The organism is Paenibacillus salivarius, assembly GCF_051307165.1.
Taxonomy (GTDB): domain Bacteria; phylum Bacillota; class Bacilli; order Paenibacillales; family Paenibacillaceae; genus Fontibacillus.
In genome coordinates, this window is record NZ_CP195592.1 from 3,005,969 (window position 1) to 3,026,866 (window position 20,898).

A 20,898-nucleotide genomic window follows, 5' to 3' on the forward strand; every position below is an offset into this window, starting at 1 on the left:
AAAAACATATCATATAATAAATTGATATATTTAAATTTTTAATGTTTGGAGGAAGATTATGTCGTATGTCCAACCGAAGCGAATTTGGGCTTTCCTGTTAATCGCAGTCATGATGGTATCGGGACTTCCGATTTCCGGACATTTTGCGTCGGCGCAAGCCGGCTCGGATATTGCCGGGCACTGGGCCGAACCCACTTTAAAGGAATGGATAAGCAGCGGAGATATTTCCGGTTATGAGGATGGCTCCTTTCGTCCCGATGCGAACATCACCCGGGCGGAATGGATGCATATCGTAAACGGCTTAATCGGATTCAAAACCGGACGGGACGTTCATTATTCCGATGTCCCTGAGAACGCCTGGTTTAAGCAAGACATTGAATTCGCTTTGGAGGCAGGTTACATATCAGGTTATTCCGACGGAACTATCAAGCCTAACCAACCCGTTTCCCGTCAGGAAGCCGCAGTCATGTTAAGCCATCTGGGTCAACTTCCGGCGTACAGCTCGGCCGTTAAAAATTTCAAGGATCCCATTCCCGCTTGGAGTCAAGGGAGCGTCGGCGCCGTTATCGCTGCCGGTTGGATGAATGGTTATCCGGATCAGACGATCGGCCCGAAACAGTACCTATCGAGGGCTGAAGCGGTCGTTATATTGGAACGTTCCCAATATCAAATCACGTTGGCTCAAAACAGCACGAAAGCGGATAATGAGCCGGATAGTAATTATAGTGCCGCCGGAAATTACGGGCCCGAAGTCGGCGAACAAACGATCAAAGGAGACGTGAAAATCCTAGCATCCGGCGTAAGATTGAAAAATAGCCGGATTACCGGCAACGTAACCATCGCCAGTTCTGTCGGTGACGGAGAAGTTACGCTTCAGGGAGTGACGATCGACGGAGAGCTGTACGTCAATGGTGGCGGTCAAAACAGCGTATTTCTGGAGGATACGATCGTAAGTTCGATGAATGTGAACAAAGACGACGGACAGATTCGAATTGTAGCTTCCGGAAGCAGTTCGATCCGCAACGCCACGGTTGATTCAGGCGCGAGTCTTGAGGAACGGCAATTGACGGGAAAAGGCTTTGAATCCGTGACCTTGTCCAAGCTGATTCCAGCAAACAGTACGGTGTTTCTCTCGGGTCGCTTCACGACCACGGCTGTTTATGCCTCCGGAATTCATACCATCCTTTCTTCCGGTCGAATCGATAAATTGGTGGCCGATCAAGAAGTCAACCGCGTCATCGTCGAGCTGGAGGAAAACACGCGCATCGGGCTAGCGTTCATCGGTAGCGGCGTGACGATCATCGGCAAGGGAATCGTTGAAAACTACGACAGACCACAGAGCAGCTCATCTGTTGGGAGTGGCGGCAATAACGGAGGAGGAAATACGGGACAGCCCGCTCCTACCGTCACTCAATTGGTTTACGAACCTAAAAGCATTACTTTGAATGCGCTTGGCTCCACTCAATCGGTATCACTTTCAGCTTTATTCAGCAACTCAACCACAAAAAATGTGACCGCATCTTCGGTATGGGCTTCCGATGATGAACGGGTTGCCGTCGTTTCAAGGGGAGTCGTGACAGCGGCCGGAGAAGGTTCTACATTGATACATGCTACCTACAAAGGTTTGTCCATCAGCATTCCGGTGACAGTTAAGATTGAAGACATCGGCGGACAACCGGAACCGACGGTGATTCGTCTCGAAGTTTCTCCGGTGACGATTGATTTCAACGGATTGAATCAAACGGCTACCCTTACCCTTACGGCTGTGATGAGCGATGGAACCCAAAAGGACGTCTCGGATGAAGCCGTATGGGCTTCGAACGATGAAATCATTGCCTCCGTAAGTCAAGGAATCGTTACGGCGGTGGGCCCCAGCAGTACGATAATTACGGCCGGATATCAAGGATTCGACTCTACCGTTCCGGTAACCGTAACCATACCGCCTGCAATTGTCCCCGCCTACTCGGTGCAAGCGACATTAGCTAATCATCAAGCGCAATATGCCGCAGGCAGTGAGATTCCTGTGAACTTCGACGTATATAAATCCGACGGTACGATAGATTCAGGTTTCAACGGGCTGCATAATGTCAAAATTTCCGGATACTCCCCCGCCCCTGACGGAAGCATCGGAAGTTTTGACAACTCGATCCTTAACATCAATTCTACCGATGTACAGCTTAACTTTAGCAACGGTTCGGCAACGGCTTTGATTCGGTTGAATTCGGCAGCCGCGCAAGCATTGAATTTTTCGTTGGATGGCATCCAAAATGGAGACGCGGGCATATCCGCATTAATCGCGGCCGCTGACCCCGCAAAACTGGCGATCCATACCCAGCCGAGCAGCTCCGTTGAACAGGGCCAGGTTTTCTCCGTTCAACCGGTCATCCATGTTTTAGATGCTTTCGACAATCCCTCATCGGCCGACCTTGACGTAACCGCCTCCGTGCACAGCGGAAGCTCCATCCTCACGGGAACGACGGTCGTGAAGGCGAATCAAGGGATCGCATCCTATACCGACTTGGCCTTAAACGGTACGGACAAAAATGTGAAACTTCTTTTTACAGCGGTTCACCTTACGGAAGCAATCAGCGATCCGATCGAAGTGAAAGGCCCTTTTGACTCCGGCACGGGTACAGTCAACGATCCGTTCGTTATCATGAATGCCGAGCAACTCAGCAATGTGAGGAATGAATTGTCCGCGCATTTCGTGCTTGGCGCCGATATTGATCTCAGCGGGTTAAATTGGTCTCCCATCGGTGTTTCAGGAAACGGATTTACCGGCATCTTTGACGGGGCGGGATATACGATCCGCAATCTTTCCATATCCTCGAGCAATCAATTGAATCTTGGATTGTTCGGGATTTTAGGTAACGGCGCCATTGTTAAAAACATGCATCTTGAAAATGTGGCCATCAATTCAGGCTATTCTAACGTCGGCGCCATAGCAGGATATATGGGTTCAGGCAGCTATTTGAATGCTTCATCTGTTAAAGGGACTGGTTGGATCGACGGGTATTACTATACCGGTGGGCTTGTGGGCAGAGTCGCCCTTGGCGCTTCGGTCAGCCGGTCTTTTGCCGACATTTCAGTGAAGGGCACCTTTGGAGCAGGCGGTCTTGTCGGCACCAATGAAGGATTGATCCAAAAGTCTTATTCATTGGGAGATGTAATCAGCAACGGCCAACAAGCAGGCGGACTCGCCGGAATTAACGGAGGAACCATTTTAAATAGCTTCTCCTTGTCGAAAATCGGGGGAGGCACTATTAATATCGGAGGCCTTGTCGGGGATTTGATAAGTACGGGCACAATAACGAACAGTTACGCTTCCGGTACCATTATCAGCACGGCCACAAATATTGGCGCCCTGGTTGGAGGAAAAAGCAGCAGTACATCAAAAATTAACAATAGCTTTTTTAACCAGGATCAAAACAGTTTCGCCGCCAACGGGTATGGTACCGGATTAACCGAGATGCAAATGAAATTCCAAGGTTCCTTCCAAGGATGGGACTTTACGGGAATTTGGGCTATTGATCCCGCTAAGAACCAGGGTTATCCTTATTTGCGGTGAGCCGGAAACAAAAACCACTCTAGTTATGGCTAGAGTGGTTTATTTTTTTTGTTGACGCGGAACAGCGGATTCGCAACTTTTTCCAGGATTAACCGTCAATATATCGAATCATTTTACAAAATTCCGAGGTGACCGTTTATGAAATTAAGGCATATTCGTTTGGCAACAAGGCTGTTCATGCTCTTATCTTTGATCCTGCCCACTCTAACAACAACTTCTTATTCCGCATCGGCAGCTTCCGAGTCGATCACGATCAAGGACCCTATCCTTGAAAGTATTGTCCGTTCAATCCTGGTAAAGCCTACAGGTTCCATTACCGCCGAGGATGCCGCCAAAGTAACGGAAATCGATACGATGAAATCATATGATGCCATGGTTCAGGGGGCTTCGGGTTCGCAAGACGAGGCGGGCGGCGAAATGTTCGGCACGTTCCCCGGCATTCAAAGCCTTGAAGGCCTTCAACATTTCACAAATCTAAAGCGTCTCCATATCGCTCAAGATTACACGCACTCTTATATTCCGGAGCATAAAATCAAAGATTTGGCCCCGCTGCGGAATTTGAGCAACCTGGAGGAACTGACCGTCTCTGCGGCTTCGCTCGAGTCGATGGACGGCCTGCAAAACTTGACCAAGCTTAAAAAGCTGACGTTGCAGTATAACGGATCATTATCGGATCTTAACCCGCTGCGGAACCTGACTTCTCTAGAGGAGCTTGATCTTACAGGCAATCACGTTCAAGATTTGTCGCCGATTAGCGGCTTGTCTAAGCTGCGGAAACTTGCATTGGATACAAACCCGCTCGTCGATGTGGAACCGCTTCGCGGGCTTAAAAAGCTGACCGAACTGTCTTTTTCCTATTTGACGATCGCCAATGACAACCCGAACCCGAAGCCTATCGGGCTTAAACCGTTAAGCGGCTTGACCAATCTCGTCCGTTTGAACATCGAAGCGGCCCGTATTCAAGATCTGACGCCGATCGCTTCGCTTTCCAGGCTGGAACAATTGGACGCAGGCCAGAACCCGCAGCTGAAGCATCCCGAGATCGTTGCCAAGTTCCCTGGTCTGACACGACTTTCTCTACCCGCGGTTGGCTTGACCGACGTATCTCCAATTTCCGGACTTACGAAACTGGAATATCTCGATATCAGCTTGAACCAGTTGAACTCGATTGAATCGCTTCAAGGGTTGACTCGGCTGCGTTCCATTAACGCCGTTGCCAACCGCATATCATCCATCAATGTCATCAATCATTGGCCGGAACTCGAGTACGCTTACTTCGGCAACAACTCGCTCGTTTCGATTGAAGGACTCAAAACCGGTTCCAATCTGAAACAACTCGAAATCGAAAACAACATCGTCGACTACCGTGAACCATCCGGCTCTTCGGCCGTCATTCAAGCGATGAAGAAGGCCGGTACCGAAGTTCTGTATACCAAATATGAACCTTTTCCGGAGATTTTGTTTCGTCAAGACCGAAACGTCTATGTGCTTGGCCGTATGGTCAGCTTGAGCGAAGCTCCGTTTAACCAAAGCGGAAGGTTCTACGTGCCGCTTCGATTCGTTTCGGAGGTGCTCGGGGCGGAAGTTCAATGGAACAAATCGGAGCGCAGCGTCACCATCCGTGAAGATAACCGCTTATTGAAACTTGTGATCGGCGAAAAAAATATCCTGGTTAACGGCAAACGCGTGGAAACCGATGCCGCTCCGACGATCGTCGGCGGAACCACGTTCGTTCCCGTACGTTTCGTATCCGAGCAGCTCGGCATCTTCGTTCAGGCTCTTCACGGTAGCGGCGTCATTCTCAAGCTCCCGGAGTCCTCTCCTTCTTCCTCATCTTAAGCAGTCAAAAAAAGGATGGCGTTCAATCCGCCATCCTTTTTTATCGGCCTGTTTACAATTCTACGACCTTCGTTGCGATATTTTCGCAAAATTCCCGGTCATGCTCGACAAACAAAATCGTCGGCTTGTGTTCCAGCAGCAGTTCTTCAATCTGCATCCGCGACATGACATCGACGAAGTTTAGCGGTTCGTCCCAAATATGCAGATGCACCTGCTCGCAAAGACTTTTGGCGATCAGTACCTTCTTCTTCTGTCCGCCGCTATAGGATGAGATGTCCTTTTCGAATTGAACTCTGGAGAAGTCCAGCTTTCTTAAAATCGCTTTAAACAAGCTCTCGTCGATCCCATGATCCCGGGCATAATCCGTCAAATTCCCCTGCAAATGAGAGGTGTCCTGAGAAACATAGGATATTTTAAGCTGGCTTCCTTTCCTGAAGGTCCCTGTATAACTCATCTCGTCGCCGCAAATCAGTTTTAAAATGCTCGACTTGCCTGATCCGTTGCGGCCAGAGAGCGCGATCCGGTCTCCCTGATCGATCGTAAACGTAACATCCCGGCATGCGGTTTTATCCCCATATTGAATCAAAACTTGTTCGAGTTCAACCAACCGGGTTTTATGATAAGCAAGCTGGGAAATTTTTAGACTTTCCGCACTTTCGACATTTTTCAGCAATTTGGACTTTTCATCTATGGCGTTCTGCTGCCTCTGTTCTATGGACTTGGAGCGCTTCATCATTTTTGCGGCCTTATGGCCGATGTAGCCTTTATCGACTTTGGAGCCGGAATTCCGCGTGCCGTTCTTTGTTTTCTCCACTTCGTGGGACCAGTTGCCAGTTCTTTTAGCGGACTCCGACAAGCGCTTGATGTCTTTTTTCAATCTCTCGTTTTCCGCAAGCTCAAAGTCATCCTGCCTTTGTTTATTCTCCAGCCAATCCGAGAAATTCCCCTTTTGAATTTCAATGTTCGTCCGATTGATGGAAAGAATATGGTCGACGCAGTTATCGAGAAAAGAACGGTCGTGGGACACGAGAATAAATCCGCTCTTCGACTTGAGATAATCGCTCACAAGCTTTCGCGCATGCATGTCCAAGTGGTTCGTCGGTTCATCGATCAGCAAAAAGCGGTTCTCTTTCAAAAACAAGGCAGCCAACATCACCTTGGTCTGCTCCCCGTTGGAAAGCGAATCAAAAGAGCGATACAACACGTCCTCGGACACTTTCAACAACGATAGCTCCCGCGATAGTTCCCATTGAACGTAGTCCGGATAAATGTCGCTGATGACGTCGAGCGTCCGAACTTCCGGGTTCTCAACTTTGTACGGAAAATATTCAAACTCAACCGCTGCCGATATGTGTCCGCCGTATTCGTATTTTCCTTGCAGCAACTGTAGGAATGTCGTTTTCCCGCGCCCGTTTCTGCCCGTGAATCCAAGCTTCCAGTCGGTATCGATTTGAAAGCTGACATCCTCAAATATCGGATCATAACTGCCTTCGTAGGCAAACGTTAAATTCGAAACACGGATTAGTGACATCAATTGATCCTCCTGTATAAAAAAATGAGCCGCAAGAAAGTCACCCTTCCCGCAGCTCAAATCTATACAGTGAAACTAACCCGAAGCGGATTAGTTCAGGATCTGCCGTAGGAGTGAAAAAGATATAGGGACTTTCTTGCATGCAAAAATAAAACTAACGATGGTTATCGTTTTGATTGTTTTATTTCTTAGCAAGAAAAATCCATTATCCTCTTCAACTCCCGTCTTCATGTTAAACGTATTTTAACATAGCCTTTTTTTCATTTCAATGTGCGGTCTTCTATTGAGGAGTTTCCGCAAGGACTTCTTCCTTGACTTCTTCTTCGTCGTTTTCCATTTTTTTGTTGAGAATAATTTCATAGACATATCGCAGAACTATTTTTATCGTCATATAAATCGGAATACAAATAATCATCCCGACGATGCCGAATAAATCGCCCCCGATCAAGACGACAACGATTACGGTAAAAGGATGCATATTCAGCTGATTCCCGAAAATGAGCGGCTCAAGGAAATTGTTTTGAATGACTTGAGCGACGACGATGATGATGATGGACACCACCATCATGGTCGGAGATTCGGACAAAGCGACCAGCGCAACAGGCACTCCGGCCAGAAAAGCCCCGATAAACGGAATGAAATTCAGGAAAAAGGAAATGATGACGAGCAGCAGCGTCGACGGCAGCCCGATGGCCAAAAAGCCGATATACAGCAGCACGCAAAGCGCCAGATTCACAATGACGCGGCCAGCGATAAAATTGTTCAGTGCGCTATCGACTTCATCCAGAAAAACTTTGCCTTTCGCTTTAAACTTTGCCGGAATCCATTTGAGCAAGGCAGGCTGTACGCGTCGATCATCCCTGAGCATAAAGAAGAGCATCACCGGAAAAGTAATCATGACCGTAAAGAAGTTCGAGATAAAACCGAACATTCCCGATACGTTTGACGATATCCAATTCACCGCAACGTCGAGGTAGGACGAAATTTGCGAAAGCATATCTTCATTGCTCTCCGGGATGAATTTTGCGATCGCTTCATTGCCTTGCAAATCCCGGATCAAAGATACGATATCTTGCGAAAGCCGCGGCGCATACTCCACAAAGCCCTGAATTTGCTCCGACAGCGTCGGTACGACCCAGAAGGAGCAGCCGATAATAAAAAGAATTCCCGCCAGGAAGACGAACAGAATCGAATAAATGCGTTTGACTCTCTTCTTTTCCAAATAGCGGACGAGCGGCCGCAGCGGATAATAGAAAAAAGCGGAGATCACCAGCGGCACGATCAGCAGGCTGAACAGCGACACAAACGGCAAGAAAATAAAATCCACGAGTGAGCAAAGGTAAATAATGAGCAGGGTTAGCGCTATCCCGGCTCCAATCACGAAAAACCTCTTTTTGAACATGTCCTTCCTCCTATTTTTAACATCCGACTCCATTGTTTTCAGTAATGGTCATGGCCCGTATTATACCAGATCGGTAATCTCTTGTCCTCTTTTGTTCGGCGTCAAAAAGGCTTCCCTTATTAGGGAAGCCTTCAATTTTCCATCCGCCTTTGAGAAGGTGTTACTGGCTCGGTTACACGGTCTTCACGATATATTTTTCCCGCGCAAGCCGGGTTGCCTCCACCATGTTACGCAAAGCGGCAAGCGTCTCTTCCGTTCCCCGGGTTTTTAGGCCGCAGTCCGGATTAATCCAGAACAGCTCGGGATTCAACACCCGCAAGGCCCGGTCGATCATGAACGTCATTTCTTCCACCTGCGGAACGCGGGGGCTGTGGATGTCGTACACGCCCAAACCGATTCCGAGTTTGTATGTGTTTTCCTCGAAGCTGTGTACAAGCTCGCCATGGCTCCGGGAAGTTTCGATCGAGATGACGTCCGCGTCCATTTCTTCGATCGAATCGATCATATCGTGAAATTCGCAGTAACACATATGCGTATGAATTTGCGTTGTATCCTGAACCGAAGAAGTGGTCATGCGGAAGGCTTTCACAGCCCAGGCGAGATAGTCTGCCTGCTCCTCCTCTTTCAACGGCAGCCCTTCGCGGACCGCAGGCTCGTCAACCTGAATCATGCCGATGCCGGCGCGTTCCAGCGCCTCTACTTCCTGCCTTAAAGCATACGCCAGCTGGTACGCGATCTGCTCACGCGTGATGTCTTCACGAACGAACGACCAGTTCAAGATCGTTACCGGGCCGGTAAGCATCCCCTTGACCGGGCGATTGGTCCGGGATTGCGCGTACTTCGTTTCCTCGACGGTCATCGGGTCCTCGAAAGCGACGTCTCCGTAGATGATCGGAGGTTTCACGCAGCGGGAACCGTAGGACTGTACCCATCCGTACCCTGTAAATGCGAATCCGGCCAGCTTCTCGCCAAAAAATTCAACCATATCCGTTCGTTCGAATTCACCGTGCACAAGCACGTCCAGACCGATTTCTTCCTGATATTGAATCCAGAGATCGATTTGTTCACGAATAAAACCGTCGTACCGCTCTTTGCTCCATTCGCCTTTCCGCCATAACTGGCGGGCTTTGCGTACTTCCGCGGATTGCGGGAAGCTGCCGATAGTCGTTGTAGGCAATAAGGGCAACTGCCATTTTGCTTGCTGAAGCTGATGACGTTCCGCGAAAGGGAGACTGCGTGCCGGACGTCCTGCGGTAATGGCGGCAACCGCCTCATGAATATCGGTCCGGTTACGTACCGTCGATTGTTTCAATGCGTTCGCAGCCTGGTCATAGTGCTCCAGTTCATTTGGAGTGCCCTTTTCGCTACCGGAGGATAAAGCTTTAGTGAGAAGCACGAGCTCATCGAGCTTTTCGTCCGCAAATGCGAGCGCATTTTTGAGCTCTGCCGTCAGCTTCGTCTCATTCTTTACGGTAACGGGTACATGGAGCAAGCTGCAGGAGGATTGAACAATCAAGTTTCCTTCTGAAACGAATCCTTTGAGTTCTTCAAGCAAATGAAGCTTATCCCCGAGCGGAGCTTTCCAAATCCCGCGCCCATCGATGACTCCGGCACCGAGTATTTTATCCTTCGGAAATCCATATGTTTTCAATGAAGCCAGATTCCCCGCCAATCCGTGCACAAAATCAATTCCGATGCCGCTCACGGGAAGCTGAACAATTTCGTTATAATGTTCGATCGATTCGAAATAGGTTTGCAGCATGATGTTAAGCTTTGGAGCCGACGTTGCCAATGACCCGTAAACGGTTCTCAAGCGGCGAAGATCTTCTTCATTCAGTTTCGTTACCAGAACCGGCTCATCGATCTGTACCCACTGCACGCCTTCATTTTCCAGTTCCCGAAGAATCTGTCCGTAAATCGGCAACAGCCGTTCAAGCCAGGCGTCCGTTTCGGATGGCTTATAGCCCTTGGATAATTTTAAAAATGTTAGTGGTCCCACGATGACCGGCTTTCCTTCGATCCCGAGATGCTCTTTCGCTTCGCGGTAAGCGAGCAACGGCTTATTTTCCGTAAGCGTCGGCGCTGCCCCATCCAGTTCGGGAACGATATAATGGTAATTCGTGTTGAACCATTTGGTCATTTCGCTGGCTGCCGCTTCCTTCGTGCCTCGGGCGATTCCGTAATAAACGGAAAGCGGCACAATCCCGCCTTCATAGGAAAATCGCTTCGGAACGATGCCGAACATGGCGGCCGTATCCAGAATGTGATCATAATAACTAAAGTCATTGACCGGAATGAGGTCGATCCCCTGCTCCTGTTGTTTGCGCAAATGACTTAACCGGATTTCCTTCAGCTTGTCCTCAAAGTCCGTTTCAGCCAATTTTCCGGCCCAAAACGCTTCCAATGCCTTCTTCCATTCCCGGTCCGCACCGATCCGGGGGTACCCCAACACACTGCTTATAGCCATCTCGTAACACTCCCATATGAATTGTTACAAGAAAGATATCACGGTTTAAGAGGTATAATGTAACTCCAATAAACTATATCCAGTTATAGCTAATAGCTATATCGAACTATCCATAATATGAAAAACAAAGAACCCTCCAAACGGAAGGTTCCTGCCGATTAAGTCTTATTTGCTCTGTTGAGCCGCGCGAATCGCCGCTCCTTCTTCTTCGTTCGGTCCATAAACGCCCGGAGGTACGACGCCTGCCTGACGCATCAAAATCGTCATTTGGCCGCGGTGATGAATTTGATGGCGCACCACGGTCTGCAGAACCCCGGCATAGGTGGTATCAATATGACCAAACAAAAGGATGCTCTCCGCCAACTTCTCATCGGACCATTGTTCTTTCAAAGCGACGGCGACAGCATCGCTCATTTTGCGATAGGCATCGACAATCTCGGCAGCACGGGTAGGCGTAGGGCGCTTAAATTCCGGACCGTCAATTTGAAGTCCCGCGGCTCCCAGCATGACGGGAAGAGCGCCGACCAAATGCCACCCCAGGTCTCCCAACGTTCTCTTTTGAGCATCCGAAACCGCTTGACCGAGAGAGTCGTCGCTTAAAGCTTCAAGCACCTTTGCAGTAAGGGCCCGTTCTTGTTCCCAGTCTTGGACAAATTCATTAATGCTGTGATACATCCACATTCGCTCCTCTACATTCGGATTTCCCAAAAAAGTATACCATTATCGGTTCCGATCTTCAAAAAGCACGAATGCGCCGATCTGTTCATCTAACCGTTGAAACCGGAAGTGTTCCTTCGGCCCGACGGATTCCGAGAACGACTTTCATGGCAGCGTCGATGTTCGGCGTTTCCGCGCCATACGCGGCAATGGCCGCCTTAACGTTCTTCAAATGCATGAGTTCGTATGGATTCCCCATAGAAAGGAGAACGTACGGTTTGGAGCTTCCGTTTAGCGAGTCTATCAGCTCCTGATAAGCATTCCAGTCCATATTTTGCATCGTACTCCGAAAATAATAGGAAGCCAAAATGATTGCGTCTCCTCGGGTAACGGCCGAGTTTATTTCGGAACGGCTCGATTCTTTCAAATCAATCGTTTCGATGGTTATTTTTTTGCTTCCCTTCATCGTTTTCAGTCCGGCTTCAATCCGTTTGGCTTGTTCGCCGGTCGGTGCAATGACAGTGACCACATCGCCGTCATTAAACCGAAAAGGCAGAAGCTGATTCTCGTTCACCAGCTCGGTGACGGCTGATTCGGCAATGCGCTGCTCAATCTGACGGTGACTGCTCGAACCGATGGTTTGCGCGACGTGGGCCAACTTCGTTTCGAGCGCTTCCCGAGGCGCGAAAAGGCCGTATTTTTGTTTCAGTTTCAAAATTCGGATGACGGATTCGTTGATGAGCTTCTCGTCGATATCTCCGCTTTTGACGGCATTAACGATGGTCCGGTGAGCACCTTCGATATTGTCCGGCATCAAAATAATGTCAACGCCCGCGGCAACGGCAAGCTTCACGGCTTCACTTTCGCCGAAGTGCTCGGCGATTCCCTCCATCGTAAACGCATCGCTGATCACGACGCCTTGAAAACCCAATTCTTCCCGGAGCAATCCGGTCATGATCTTTTTGGACAAGGTGGCCGGCAGATGGACATCGGATCCGTCTTTTTTCGATTTTACCGTGGTATCGTCCAGTGCCGGAAATGCGATATGAGAGGACATGACCATTTCCGCACCGTTTTGGATCGCTTCCTTGAACGGCTTCAGTTCAACGGCATCGAGCCGTTGTCTGTCCCGGTTTACTACAGGCAGACCCAAGTGCGAATCGACGGATGTATCTCCATGGCCGGGAAAATGTTTGACTGCGGCGATGACCCCGGATTGCTGAAGTCCCTGCATCATGTTCACGCCGAATTCCGAGACAAGACCGGAATCGGATCCGAACGAGCGGATTCCGATAATCGGATTGTCCGGGTTTATGTTGACATCCAGAACCGGGGCAAAATTCAGATTAATCCCGAGCGCCGATAGTTCGGTACCGGTGACTTTGCCCGCCTGCATGGCAAGCTCCGGTTGCCCGGTTGCGCCTAACGCCATGTTACCCGGCAAATTGGTACCGCCCGGAATCCGTTTGACGACGCCGCCTTCCTGGTCAATGCCGACCAAAAGCGGAATGTCGCCCGCTTCCTTCTGTAGCTGGTCCGTGAATGTCGTCAACTGTTTCGCATCGGTGATATTTTTATCAAAAACGATAAATCCGCCCGGCTGCTGGTCGTCCATGACTTCCGTAACGCCCCCGTTTAAGGAATAAGTCGGTTTCCCGTTCCACATCCTGAGGTCCGGCATCAGCATTTGCCCGGCCTTTTCATCCAATGTCATGTAACTGACGAGTTCGTCCCAGTTCTGTGCGGATATCGCCTCCTGCCGTTCAAACCGGATCACTCTCGTCAAAAAAACAGCGAATTCGGCTCGGCTTACGGGCCGATTCGGTTTAAACGTGCCGTCCGGATATCCGCCGATCAAGCCGTTGGAAGCTAGCAAATCGACGGGCTCTTTCCCCCAATGCCCCTGAATATCGGGAAGAGAAGCAACCTTGTCGCCATGTTCCATCCGATACTGCCGGGCCAGAATCGCAGCCGTCTCGGCACGGCTGATCGGTGCATCGGGACGTATCGTACCGTCTTCGAAACCGGCGATCAAGCCGATCTCGGCCGCTTTGGCCATTTCCGCATAAAAAGGATGCGTTACGGGCAAATCACGGAAATGGATATCTGCCGCCTGAATATCTCTATTAGGATACATCTCTCTGATCAAGTAAGTAATCGCTTGGGCACGGGTAATCGGATTGGCCGGTTTAAATATACCGTTCCCATATCCGGCTATCGTCCCTCTTTTCGATAAATAGTTGATTCCGTCTTCCGCCCATGAGTAGCCTTTGATATCGGTAAATTGGCTCTTGGCCGATACCTGATCCGCCGGATACGCAAAGTGGACTGCGCTTAACATTCCCAGGAGAATCAGTGATCTCTGCCATATTTTCAATGTAAACATCCTTTCGTCGTAACAGATACTGCTCGATCTTTTTGTGCCTAAGCTCATTTATTAGACGATTTTCGCGAGTAAATGTTTCGGCCGTTTCAGCAGTAATATAATGTAAACCATTTCGGTTCGGGAAAAAACCCAAAAAAACCGCGAACCATGGACGGGTCCAGGTTTGCGGTTTGGCGGCTAATCCTTAATAGGCAATTACCCTAACTGACGTTTGAATTGCATACTGGCGAAGAAGTAAGAAATGACCATAATGCCGACACACCAGGCAAGCGCAATCCAGATATCGTTCCCAACAGTCCCTTCATACAAAAGGGCTCGAATCGTATTCACGATGGAAGTCACGGGCTGGTTCTCAGCGAACGCGCGGACAATTTTGGGCATGGTTTCGGTAGGCACAAAGGCCGAGCTGATAAACGGTAAGAATATCAGCGGGTACGAGAAGGCCGTCGCCCCTTCCATCGTCTTTGCTGCCAACCCGGGAATGACCGCGAGCCATGTCAGCGCTAGCGTAAACAGTCCGAGTATCCCGGCTACGGCAAGCCAATCCAGGATATTAGCGCCGGAGCGGAAGCCCATCAAGAGCGCGACAAGGAAAACCACCACGACCGTGAGCGCATTGGAAACAAGCGAAGTCAACACATGAGCCCACAATACCGATGAGCGCTTGATCGGCATGGTGATGAATCGCGCCATCAGCCCGCTCTTTACATCCCCAAACAGCCGGAAGGCAGTGTAAGAGACTCCGGATGCGATCGCCATCAGCAAGATTCCCGGCAATAAATAATTGACGTAGTTGGCCGTGCCTGTCTCTATGGCGCCGCCAAATACGTAGACGAACAACAACATCATCATAATCGGCGTAATCGCCACCGTAATAATCGTATCCGGGCTCCGCATGATGTTGCGCATTAAACGACCAAGTAATACTCCTGTTTTGCTTTTCAATTATAACTCCTCCTTTTTGCTGATTATTGCGAGGAAAATTTCCTCCAATGTCGGCTGCTTCTCGATATACTCCACTTTCGCTGGTGGAAACATCTCTTTGAGTTGGGTAAGCGTACCGGTCGTGATAATTTTCCCCCCATGCAGGATGGCGATACGGTCTGCCAGTTGCTCGGCTTCCTCCAAGTACTGCGTTGTCAACAAGATGGTCGTGCCGCCGTCGGCAAGCTCCTTGACGGTATTCCAAACTTCAATCCGCGCTTCGGGGTCGAGACCTGTCGTCGGTTCATCGAGGAAAATGACGGGTGGACTTCCGATTAGGCTCATGGCAATGTCAAGTCGGCGCTTCATCCCGCCGGAATATTGATCCGCCCGGCGGCCTGCCGCATCGGTTAGGCCGAATCTTGCGAGCAGTTTGTCGACGACCTGAGCGGGATTAGAAATGCCACGCAGCTTGGCTATCATCAACAGGTTTTCCCTTCCTGTATGCATACCGTCTAAAGCTGCGAACTGCCCTGTCAAGCTAATGCTCTGGCGAACATGATCCGGTTGCCGCCGGACGTCAAAGCCGCAAATGGCTGCTTCACCGCTATCTGGCTTCATCAATGTCGAGAGGATGTGGACCGTCGTCGTTTTACCTGCTCCGTTTGAGCCGAGCAGCGCGAATATTTCGCCACGCCGCACTTCAAAATCCACCCCCTTTAAAACCTCCTTTTCTTTAAAGGATTTTTTTAACGCTTTTACGGAAATCGCTACATTACTCATCTTTGTTCCTCCTTATTTAAAGCTCCTCACGGAGCAAAATTACCAATTGCTTTTACCCCTCTATTCAGTCTTACAGATATTCTGTATTACTTATTACCAGGCAAAAAATATAACTGAACAGCGGAGGTCGCACGCATTTTCAATCAGCTATTCAGTCGGTAGGATCTATGGATTTCATTTCTTCTTCAACCGCTCCAAGATACTCTGATTCAAATCTTCGCGATTCTTGGCAAAATAGGTTCTGGCATTAGCAACCAGTTCATCGGCAAAGGACGCCACATCGTCCCCGGTAATATCCAACACTTGCCTGCCTTCCGATGCACCGGCTTCGAACAGCTCGATCAATTCATACTGGATGTGCAACATATCCATCCCGTTGCCCGCCGTGAAACTCCACATGTAGTTTTGAATTTTCTTAAATACGAATTTGTAGTCCTCTGGCAGGGCTTCCACCCGAGCCATCATCTTCTTATACTCTTTTTTATCACTCAACATTTTTTTGAACATTTCCATCATGCTCATTTTTCCTCCTTTTGTTTTAAACCGAACATTGTTTCAAAAAGATCGGACGGAATATCTTATGCAGCTAAATGGACTTCAAGGTATTGATCTTTAAGGATACAAAAATCTCAGCCATGACTCCCTATTCCGTCTGACTTATATTCTGTATAACTTAGTACCTGGGGAAAAATTTACTGAATAGCTTTTTAATTTTCGCTATTCAGTAACGCTTATTACACGTACAGTGTAACACTGAGTAGTAAAGGCGTCAACACTTTTTCTAAATTTGGGTTCACGCCCCTGCAATACCCATGAGGTATTGACCTTGCTCAATTTTGCTTTGCGGTTTAGCTAATTCTAACAAGTGAATATTGTGAAAAGTTTCTACTTTAAGTCGCGATTATTTTTCACCGACCTGTTGAAGCCATTCTTCCATGGCTTTAATCACGGCTTCTAATTGCTCCTCTGCAGTGATGGACGCGGCGTGATCCCCTTTTTGCATGCCGTAGGCGCCGAATTGCCCATGATTGCCGCCATCGATCGATACGAATGACGTGTTTGCGGGCAGATTTTTCTTGGAATCTTCCCAGGCGCTCCGATTTAGAACTCCGTCCTTGGTTCCCGTAATTTGCAGCGCCGACAGATCCGAACCGCTTAAGTCCCCACCATCATCAGCATAGGACGCAAGGAAATACACGCCTGAAATGGCATCCGGATGCTTGGCGGCAAATCGGGCACCGAATACGCCTCCCAAGGAATGCCCGCCAATCACGTATTTCTCTCCCGGATGCTCCCCGATGAACGAATCCGCATGGTTCATTCCGAACATGGCGAGGTTAAGAGGCATGGATGCCATGTAAACGCGATGCCCCGACTCCGCCAGCTTCCGGGCAAAAAGCGAATAGCTCTCCGGCTCTACCAAGCCGCCGGGATAAAAAATAACATTCGGCTCCATCGCCTCCGTTTCGGCTGGCTCGAATCGATAACCATTACTCACCTTGCTGACCGTTACTTTATTGTCGCTTTTCATGGCCGCTTCTGCCTGTTCAAGAGGTTCATAAGTGAGCATTTTCAAGGCAACCGCAAGGCCGATGAGTAATACGGCAACGGCTGCCAAGGACCAGGCCGTAATTTTCCGCCATCGACGCGAGCCCTGTTTTGCCCGTGCGGCAGCTTGACCTTCATTGATTCTGGACATTTCTTCTGCCCCCTCCTTCCCGACGTCTCAAGCTAGACCCCGCCGTCGTCAGTAGTCTCATAACCGTAATCGATCGTTTCGGTCGTTCCGTCGCTAAACTGGAGGTGGAACTTGTCGATTTTTATCTTGTGGAGCGCGCCTTGATATGTAAATAAGTCGAATAAAATCATATCCCCATCCGGTTCAATCGGACCCACATATTTCAGCGAAAACGTGCTTTCTCCGGAATGCTGATCGTACGACGGATCCCCTACCCGGTTAAACGTGCTAAGTTCCGCCGTATAATAATTAATGGTTTTGCCGGTCAGGTTTCTGCCTTCCCAGGTAACCCTGATTCCATCCGCACTGTTGGTGTTGTAATTAAACGTGATCGGTTCTCCGATTATTCCGCCGGTTGTTACTTCCGCGGCAGTTTGGGCTGATGAATCGTTGTCGGAGGCTGCATTGTCCCCGGTGTCCGTACCGTTTGAAGCCGGCTGGAATCCTTCTCGAAGATCGGGCGCCTTTGGCGGATTCGTTTCGGCACCGGTGTCTGCCGCACGGTTCAATGCCCCCAATTGGATGTGCGGCGCGGCATAAACCCCTACGAGAAACGAGATCATCATCGCCAACAAAAAAGACAAAATCAAATTCAGTGTTTTCATGTTGATTCTTTCACCCCATAGTAAAATAGACGCTATTCCACTAGATTACCATAAGGACCTTTGACCCAACAATCAGTAATCAAAGAAAAAATCCCGCCGTTATCGGCGGGATAGATTTCCTATTAAATTACTTCGGCTGAATATACCCTTCTGCTTTCAACAATTCGGCGATCAGCACCGCGCCTCCGGCTGCGCCGCGAAGCGTATTGTGCGACAGGCCGACAAATTTGAAATCATAGAGGGAGTCTTCGCGAAGCCGGCCCACGGAGACGCCCATGCCGCGCTCGATATCGCGGTCCAGTTTCGTCTGAGGTCTGTTTTCTTCTTCAAAATAGGTGATGAACTGCTTAGGCGCGCTAGGCAGATTCAACTCCTGCGGACGGCCTGCGAAATTCCGCCAACGTGCCAGGATCTCTTCCTTTGAAGGTTTGTTCTCGAAAGAGACGAACACGGTAGCCAAATGCCCGTCGGTAACCGGAACCCGAATACATTGCGTCGTAATCAGAGGGGCGCTAGCCTTCACGATTTCGCCGTTTGCGATACTGCCCCAGATGCGAAGCGGTTCCTGCTCGCTCTTCTCTTCTTCCCCGCCGATATACGGAATCACATTATCCAGCATTTCAGGCCAATCGGTGAAGTTCTTGCCCGCCCCGGAGATCGCTTGATACGTGGAAGCGACGACATTCGTCGGCTTAAAGTCGAGCAAGGCATGAAGTGCCGGGACATAACTCTGAATGGAACAGTTTGGCTTTACGGCGATAAAACCGGTTTTGGTGCCCAACCGTTTTCTTTGCGCTTCGATGATCTCGATGTGTCCCGGATTGATTTCCGGAATGACCATCGGCACGTCCGGTGTCCAACGGTGAGCCGAATTGTTGGATACAACCGGTGTTCCCGTCTTCGCATAGGCTTCTTCAAGCGCCTGAATTTCATTCTTTTTCATATCTACCGCGCAAAAAATAAAATCGACCTCGGCCGCGACCTTTTCCACTTCTGCGGCGTCCTGAACGACGATGCTTTTCACTTGCTCCGGAATCGGAGTTTCCAGCTTCCATCTGCCCTGAACGGATTCCTCATACGTTTTGCCCGCCGAATTTTTGCTTGCCGCGATAGTTGTGACCTGGAACCACGGATGCCCATCCAACAACTGCATGAAACGCTGGCCGACCATACCGGTTCCGCCCACGATACCTACTTTAAGTTTTTGTGACATGCTATTTAAATCTCCCTTCAAAAATAAAGATGATCAAATAAACAATTCCATTCATCGGGTCGGAACAAAAAAATCCCACCCCCAAGACATAAGTCTTAGGGACGAGATTTATTACCCGCGGTACCACCCTGAGTTCGCCGATATGTCGCCATACCCGCCTCTTCGAGTACGGCGTGGCCGAATTTGCCCGCTTATACTCTAGCTCTGTAACAGGAGCCCCTGTCGCACCATCCCCGCCCATACACAAGTTCCGATGCGCTGCTCTGAGTCTTTATTCAATAAATGATCCTTTACTCCTTTTCAGCGGACCGGAGCTCTCTGGAAAAGAACCGATTTATTTACTCGTCTCATCTTCGCATTTCAATATTGCGATAATAATATCAGATAATCAAGCTGACGTAAACCCCAATTCTATACTACATTATGGCGGATCAGGAAATTCCTTAGCCCCGCAATCAGCAAATCATGATCCTCCTGATCGGACAGACCCGAAACCGTGATGGTGCCTACAAGCCCTTCCCCTTCGACGTACAGCGGAAATCCGCCGCCTGCCCCTACATAATCCGCAAGAGGCAACCCGTAATCATTCTCCAGCGACTTTCCTTCCTCACGAAGTCGGAGAGCCACATGCCAGGAGCTTTTTCCAAAATGGTTGACTACGTTGTTCTTGCGGCGAATCCAATCCTCATTGTCTTTGGACGTCCCCTCCATGGCGTGGGCAAACAGTCTTTGTCCCGAGCGATATATTTCTACAGTGATATTTTTGCTGCGGCTCTTGGCTTCCTCCACGATGGCCAGACCCGCTTGAAGCGCCGTTTCGTTCGTGAAATGCTTGAAGCGAAGTTCGATTTCCTCCTGCTCCATTTGTTGAATTTGCATGTTCGTCATTTAGCGTAACCTCTCCCACAGCGACATTCAGCGGACTGAATGCGATTTTTCCAAAATTATATCACTGGATAAAAAATCTGCACAAGAATAAAACAACTATCGCTATTCGTCAATAGATCGCCACAGTTGTATTGGTGTCGACGAAGTCTTTTCCCACGACCGCATATTTCTCGTTTCGGGTGACTCTCATGACGAAGTCGGACTTCAACTCACGGGTACAAAATGCGATGTCCTCCTCCGGGAATGAAGGCTGGCCTGGGTCAAAAAACTTCCGAGCCGCTTCGGATCCGTTAATGCGCTCAATGAATCGTTCGGCGGAAACGGACTTGTTTTCAAGAATGCCGGCAATATATTCCGCACAGGCCAAATCATCGTCTCCCGTCGGATGGGAAGCGATCAGGCCGATTTTCATGGATGGATGACGTTTCAGCAAAGAGTCTTTAATGTACTCTGCCGTAGTTCGCGCATTCGTAAATCCCGTCACAAAAACATGTTTAGCATTCATTGCACGAAGCGTCGCCGTGACCCCGTTGGTCGTTTTTTGGATGAGATGCTTGCCGCCGATATTGAAATTGAGCATCCGTGTTGGCGAATTATCCAGCTCAAATCCTTCTATAGGCAGCCCGCGAACCTCCCCTGCCAAAATGTAATCAGGATGGTTGGTTTTGATCCGAACCGCCTCTTCCACGGTCTCCGCAAGCACGATTCCCCGGACCCCGTTCAAAAAGGCGGCATGCGCAACCGCAAAGGCACGAATGACATCGATGACTACATGGACGTCCGCGCCGCCCGATCCGATCTCATGCCCCTGAATGATCTCTATGTTCATAAACGCCTCCTCCCTAATCACAGTATATTGACCGGTACCCCGCTGGTGCTTGCCAGTAAAGTCCTGGC

General features: G+C 49.4%; 15 protein-coding genes and 1 other annotated feature. Of the genes, 2 read left to right on the plus strand and 13 right to left on the minus strand.

Annotated elements, in window-relative coordinates; translation table 11 throughout:
- The first annotated feature begins 58 nt into the window (after window positions 1-58).
- Together ACSFXJ_RS13640 and ACSFXJ_RS13645 are read left to right on the plus strand one after the other, a co-directional pair.
- The gene (locus ACSFXJ_RS13640) at window positions 59-3,568 is read left to right on the plus strand and encodes an S-layer homology domain-containing protein (protein ID WP_435920899.1); all 3,510 of its coding nucleotides are present in this window, start codon (window positions 59-61) and stop codon (window positions 3,566-3,568) included.
- A 138-nt stretch (window positions 3,569-3,706) separates the two neighbouring features.
- Complete coding sequence (locus tag ACSFXJ_RS13645; RefSeq protein WP_435920900.1) at window positions 3,707-5,407, plus strand: stalk domain-containing protein; 1,701 nt, start codon at window positions 3,707-3,709, stop codon at window positions 5,405-5,407.
- Window positions 5,408-5,459: 52 nt separating this feature from the next.
- On the opposite strand, the gene ACSFXJ_RS13650 is transcribed toward ACSFXJ_RS13645, so the two are convergent.
- The 13 genes from ACSFXJ_RS13650 to ACSFXJ_RS13710 form a co-directional block, all read right to left on the minus strand.
- A complete protein-coding gene (locus tag ACSFXJ_RS13650; RefSeq protein ID WP_435920901.1) occupies window positions 5,460-6,938 on the minus strand; it encodes an Lsa family ABC-F type ribosomal protection protein in 1,479 nt (492 codons plus the stop codon).
- Window positions 6,939-7,218: 280 nt separating this feature from the next.
- Window positions 7,219-8,340, minus strand: a complete 1,122-nt coding sequence (locus tag ACSFXJ_RS13655) for an AI-2E family transporter (protein ID WP_435920902.1) — start codon at window positions 8,338-8,340, stop codon at window positions 7,219-7,221.
- Window positions 8,341-8,512: 172 nt separating this feature from the next.
- Window positions 8,513-10,807 carry a 5-methyltetrahydropteroyltriglutamate--homocysteine S-methyltransferase gene (metE, locus tag ACSFXJ_RS13660; RefSeq protein ID WP_435920903.1) on the minus strand — a complete coding sequence of 765 codons (2,295 nt, stop codon included), beginning with the start codon at window positions 10,805-10,807 and terminating at the stop codon, window positions 8,513-8,515.
- Between the two features lie 165 nt (window positions 10,808-10,972).
- On the minus strand, window positions 10,973-11,482 hold the full coding sequence (locus ACSFXJ_RS13665) for a DinB family protein (protein WP_435920904.1): 510 nt from the start codon (window positions 11,480-11,482) through the stop codon (window positions 10,973-10,975).
- An 88-nt stretch (window positions 11,483-11,570) separates the two neighbouring features.
- The gene (locus ACSFXJ_RS13670) at window positions 11,571-13,841 is read right to left on the minus strand and encodes a glycoside hydrolase family 3 N-terminal domain-containing protein (protein ID WP_435920905.1); all 2,271 of its coding nucleotides are present in this window, start codon (window positions 13,839-13,841) and stop codon (window positions 11,571-11,573) included.
- Window positions 13,842-14,045: 204 nt separating this feature from the next.
- On the minus strand, window positions 14,046-14,795 hold the full coding sequence (locus tag ACSFXJ_RS13675; RefSeq protein ID WP_435920906.1) for an ABC transporter permease: 750 nt from the start codon (window positions 14,793-14,795) through the stop codon (window positions 14,046-14,048).
- Window positions 14,796-15,557, minus strand: a complete 762-nt coding sequence (locus ACSFXJ_RS13680) for an ABC transporter ATP-binding protein (protein ID WP_435920907.1) — start codon at window positions 15,555-15,557, stop codon at window positions 14,796-14,798. It abuts the gene before it with no gap.
- A gap of 174 nt (window positions 15,558-15,731) precedes the next feature.
- Window positions 15,732-16,073 (minus strand): DUF1048 domain-containing protein, encoded by a 342-nt coding sequence (locus tag ACSFXJ_RS13685; protein ID WP_435920908.1) that lies wholly within the window; start codon window positions 16,071-16,073, stop codon window positions 15,732-15,734.
- Between the two features lie 385 nt (window positions 16,074-16,458).
- Complete coding sequence (locus tag ACSFXJ_RS13690) at window positions 16,459-17,256, minus strand: alpha/beta fold hydrolase (protein WP_435920909.1); 798 nt, start codon at window positions 17,254-17,256, stop codon at window positions 16,459-16,461.
- 32 nt (window positions 17,257-17,288) lie between these two features.
- The gene (locus ACSFXJ_RS13695) at window positions 17,289-17,900 is read right to left on the minus strand and encodes a hypothetical protein (protein ID WP_435920910.1); all 612 of its coding nucleotides are present in this window, start codon (window positions 17,898-17,900) and stop codon (window positions 17,289-17,291) included.
- Window positions 17,901-18,027: 127 nt separating this feature from the next.
- On the minus strand, window positions 18,028-19,113 hold the full coding sequence (gene asd, locus ACSFXJ_RS13700; protein WP_435920911.1) for an aspartate-semialdehyde dehydrogenase: 1,086 nt from the start codon (window positions 19,111-19,113) through the stop codon (window positions 18,028-18,030).
- 94 nt (window positions 19,114-19,207) lie between these two features.
- Window positions 19,208-19,476, minus strand: a binding site (T-box leader).
- A gap of 48 nt (window positions 19,477-19,524) precedes the next feature.
- A complete protein-coding gene (locus ACSFXJ_RS13705) occupies window positions 19,525-20,001 on the minus strand; it encodes a heme-degrading domain-containing protein (protein WP_435920912.1) in 477 nt (158 codons plus the stop codon).
- 109 nt (window positions 20,002-20,110) lie between these two features.
- Window positions 20,111-20,830 carry a 2-phosphosulfolactate phosphatase gene (locus tag ACSFXJ_RS13710; RefSeq protein WP_435920913.1) on the minus strand — a complete coding sequence of 240 codons (720 nt, stop codon included), beginning with the start codon at window positions 20,828-20,830 and terminating at the stop codon, window positions 20,111-20,113.
- Window positions 20,831-20,898 lie beyond the last annotated feature (68 nt).

What these genes read in the sequence shown, in the direction of transcription:
- ACSFXJ_RS13710 (WP_435920913.1), bottom strand. Translation starts at nt 20,830, where the DNA reads ATGAACATAGAGATCATTCAGGGGCATGAGATCGGATCGGGCGGCGCG.
- ACSFXJ_RS13695 (WP_435920910.1), bottom strand. Translation starts at nt 17,900, where the DNA reads ATGAAAACACTGAATTTGATTTTGTCTTTTTTGTTGGCGATGATGATC.
- ACSFXJ_RS13690 (WP_435920909.1), bottom strand. Translation starts at nt 17,256, where the DNA reads ATGTCCAGAATCAATGAAGGTCAAGCTGCCGCACGGGCAAAACAGGGC.
- ACSFXJ_RS13650 (WP_435920901.1), bottom strand. Translation starts at nt 6,938, where the DNA reads ATGTCACTAATCCGTGTTTCGAATTTAACGTTTGCCTACGAAGGCAGT.
- ACSFXJ_RS13655 (WP_435920902.1), bottom strand. Translation starts at nt 8,340, where the DNA reads ATGTTCAAAAAGAGGTTTTTCGTGATTGGAGCCGGGATAGCGCTAACC.
- metE (WP_435920903.1), bottom strand. Translation starts at nt 10,807, where the DNA reads ATGGCTATAAGCAGTGTGTTGGGGTACCCCCGGATCGGTGCGGACCGG.
- ACSFXJ_RS13640 (WP_435920899.1), top strand. Translation starts at nt 59, where the DNA reads ATGTCGTATGTCCAACCGAAGCGAATTTGGGCTTTCCTGTTAATCGCA.
- ACSFXJ_RS13645 (WP_435920900.1), top strand. Translation starts at nt 3,707, where the DNA reads ATGAAATTAAGGCATATTCGTTTGGCAACAAGGCTGTTCATGCTCTTA.
- ACSFXJ_RS13705 (WP_435920912.1), bottom strand. Translation starts at nt 20,001, where the DNA reads ATGACGAACATGCAAATTCAACAAATGGAGCAGGAGGAAATCGAACTT.
- asd (WP_435920911.1), bottom strand. Translation starts at nt 19,113, where the DNA reads ATGTCACAAAAACTTAAAGTAGGTATCGTGGGCGGAACCGGTATGGTC.
- ACSFXJ_RS13685 (WP_435920908.1), bottom strand. Translation starts at nt 16,073, where the DNA reads ATGATGGAAATGTTCAAAAAAATGTTGAGTGATAAAAAAGAGTATAAG.
- ACSFXJ_RS13680 (WP_435920907.1), bottom strand. Translation starts at nt 15,557, where the DNA reads ATGAGTAATGTAGCGATTTCCGTAAAAGCGTTAAAAAAATCCTTTAAA.
- ACSFXJ_RS13665 (WP_435920904.1), bottom strand. Translation starts at nt 11,482, where the DNA reads ATGTATCACAGCATTAATGAATTTGTCCAAGACTGGGAACAAGAACGG.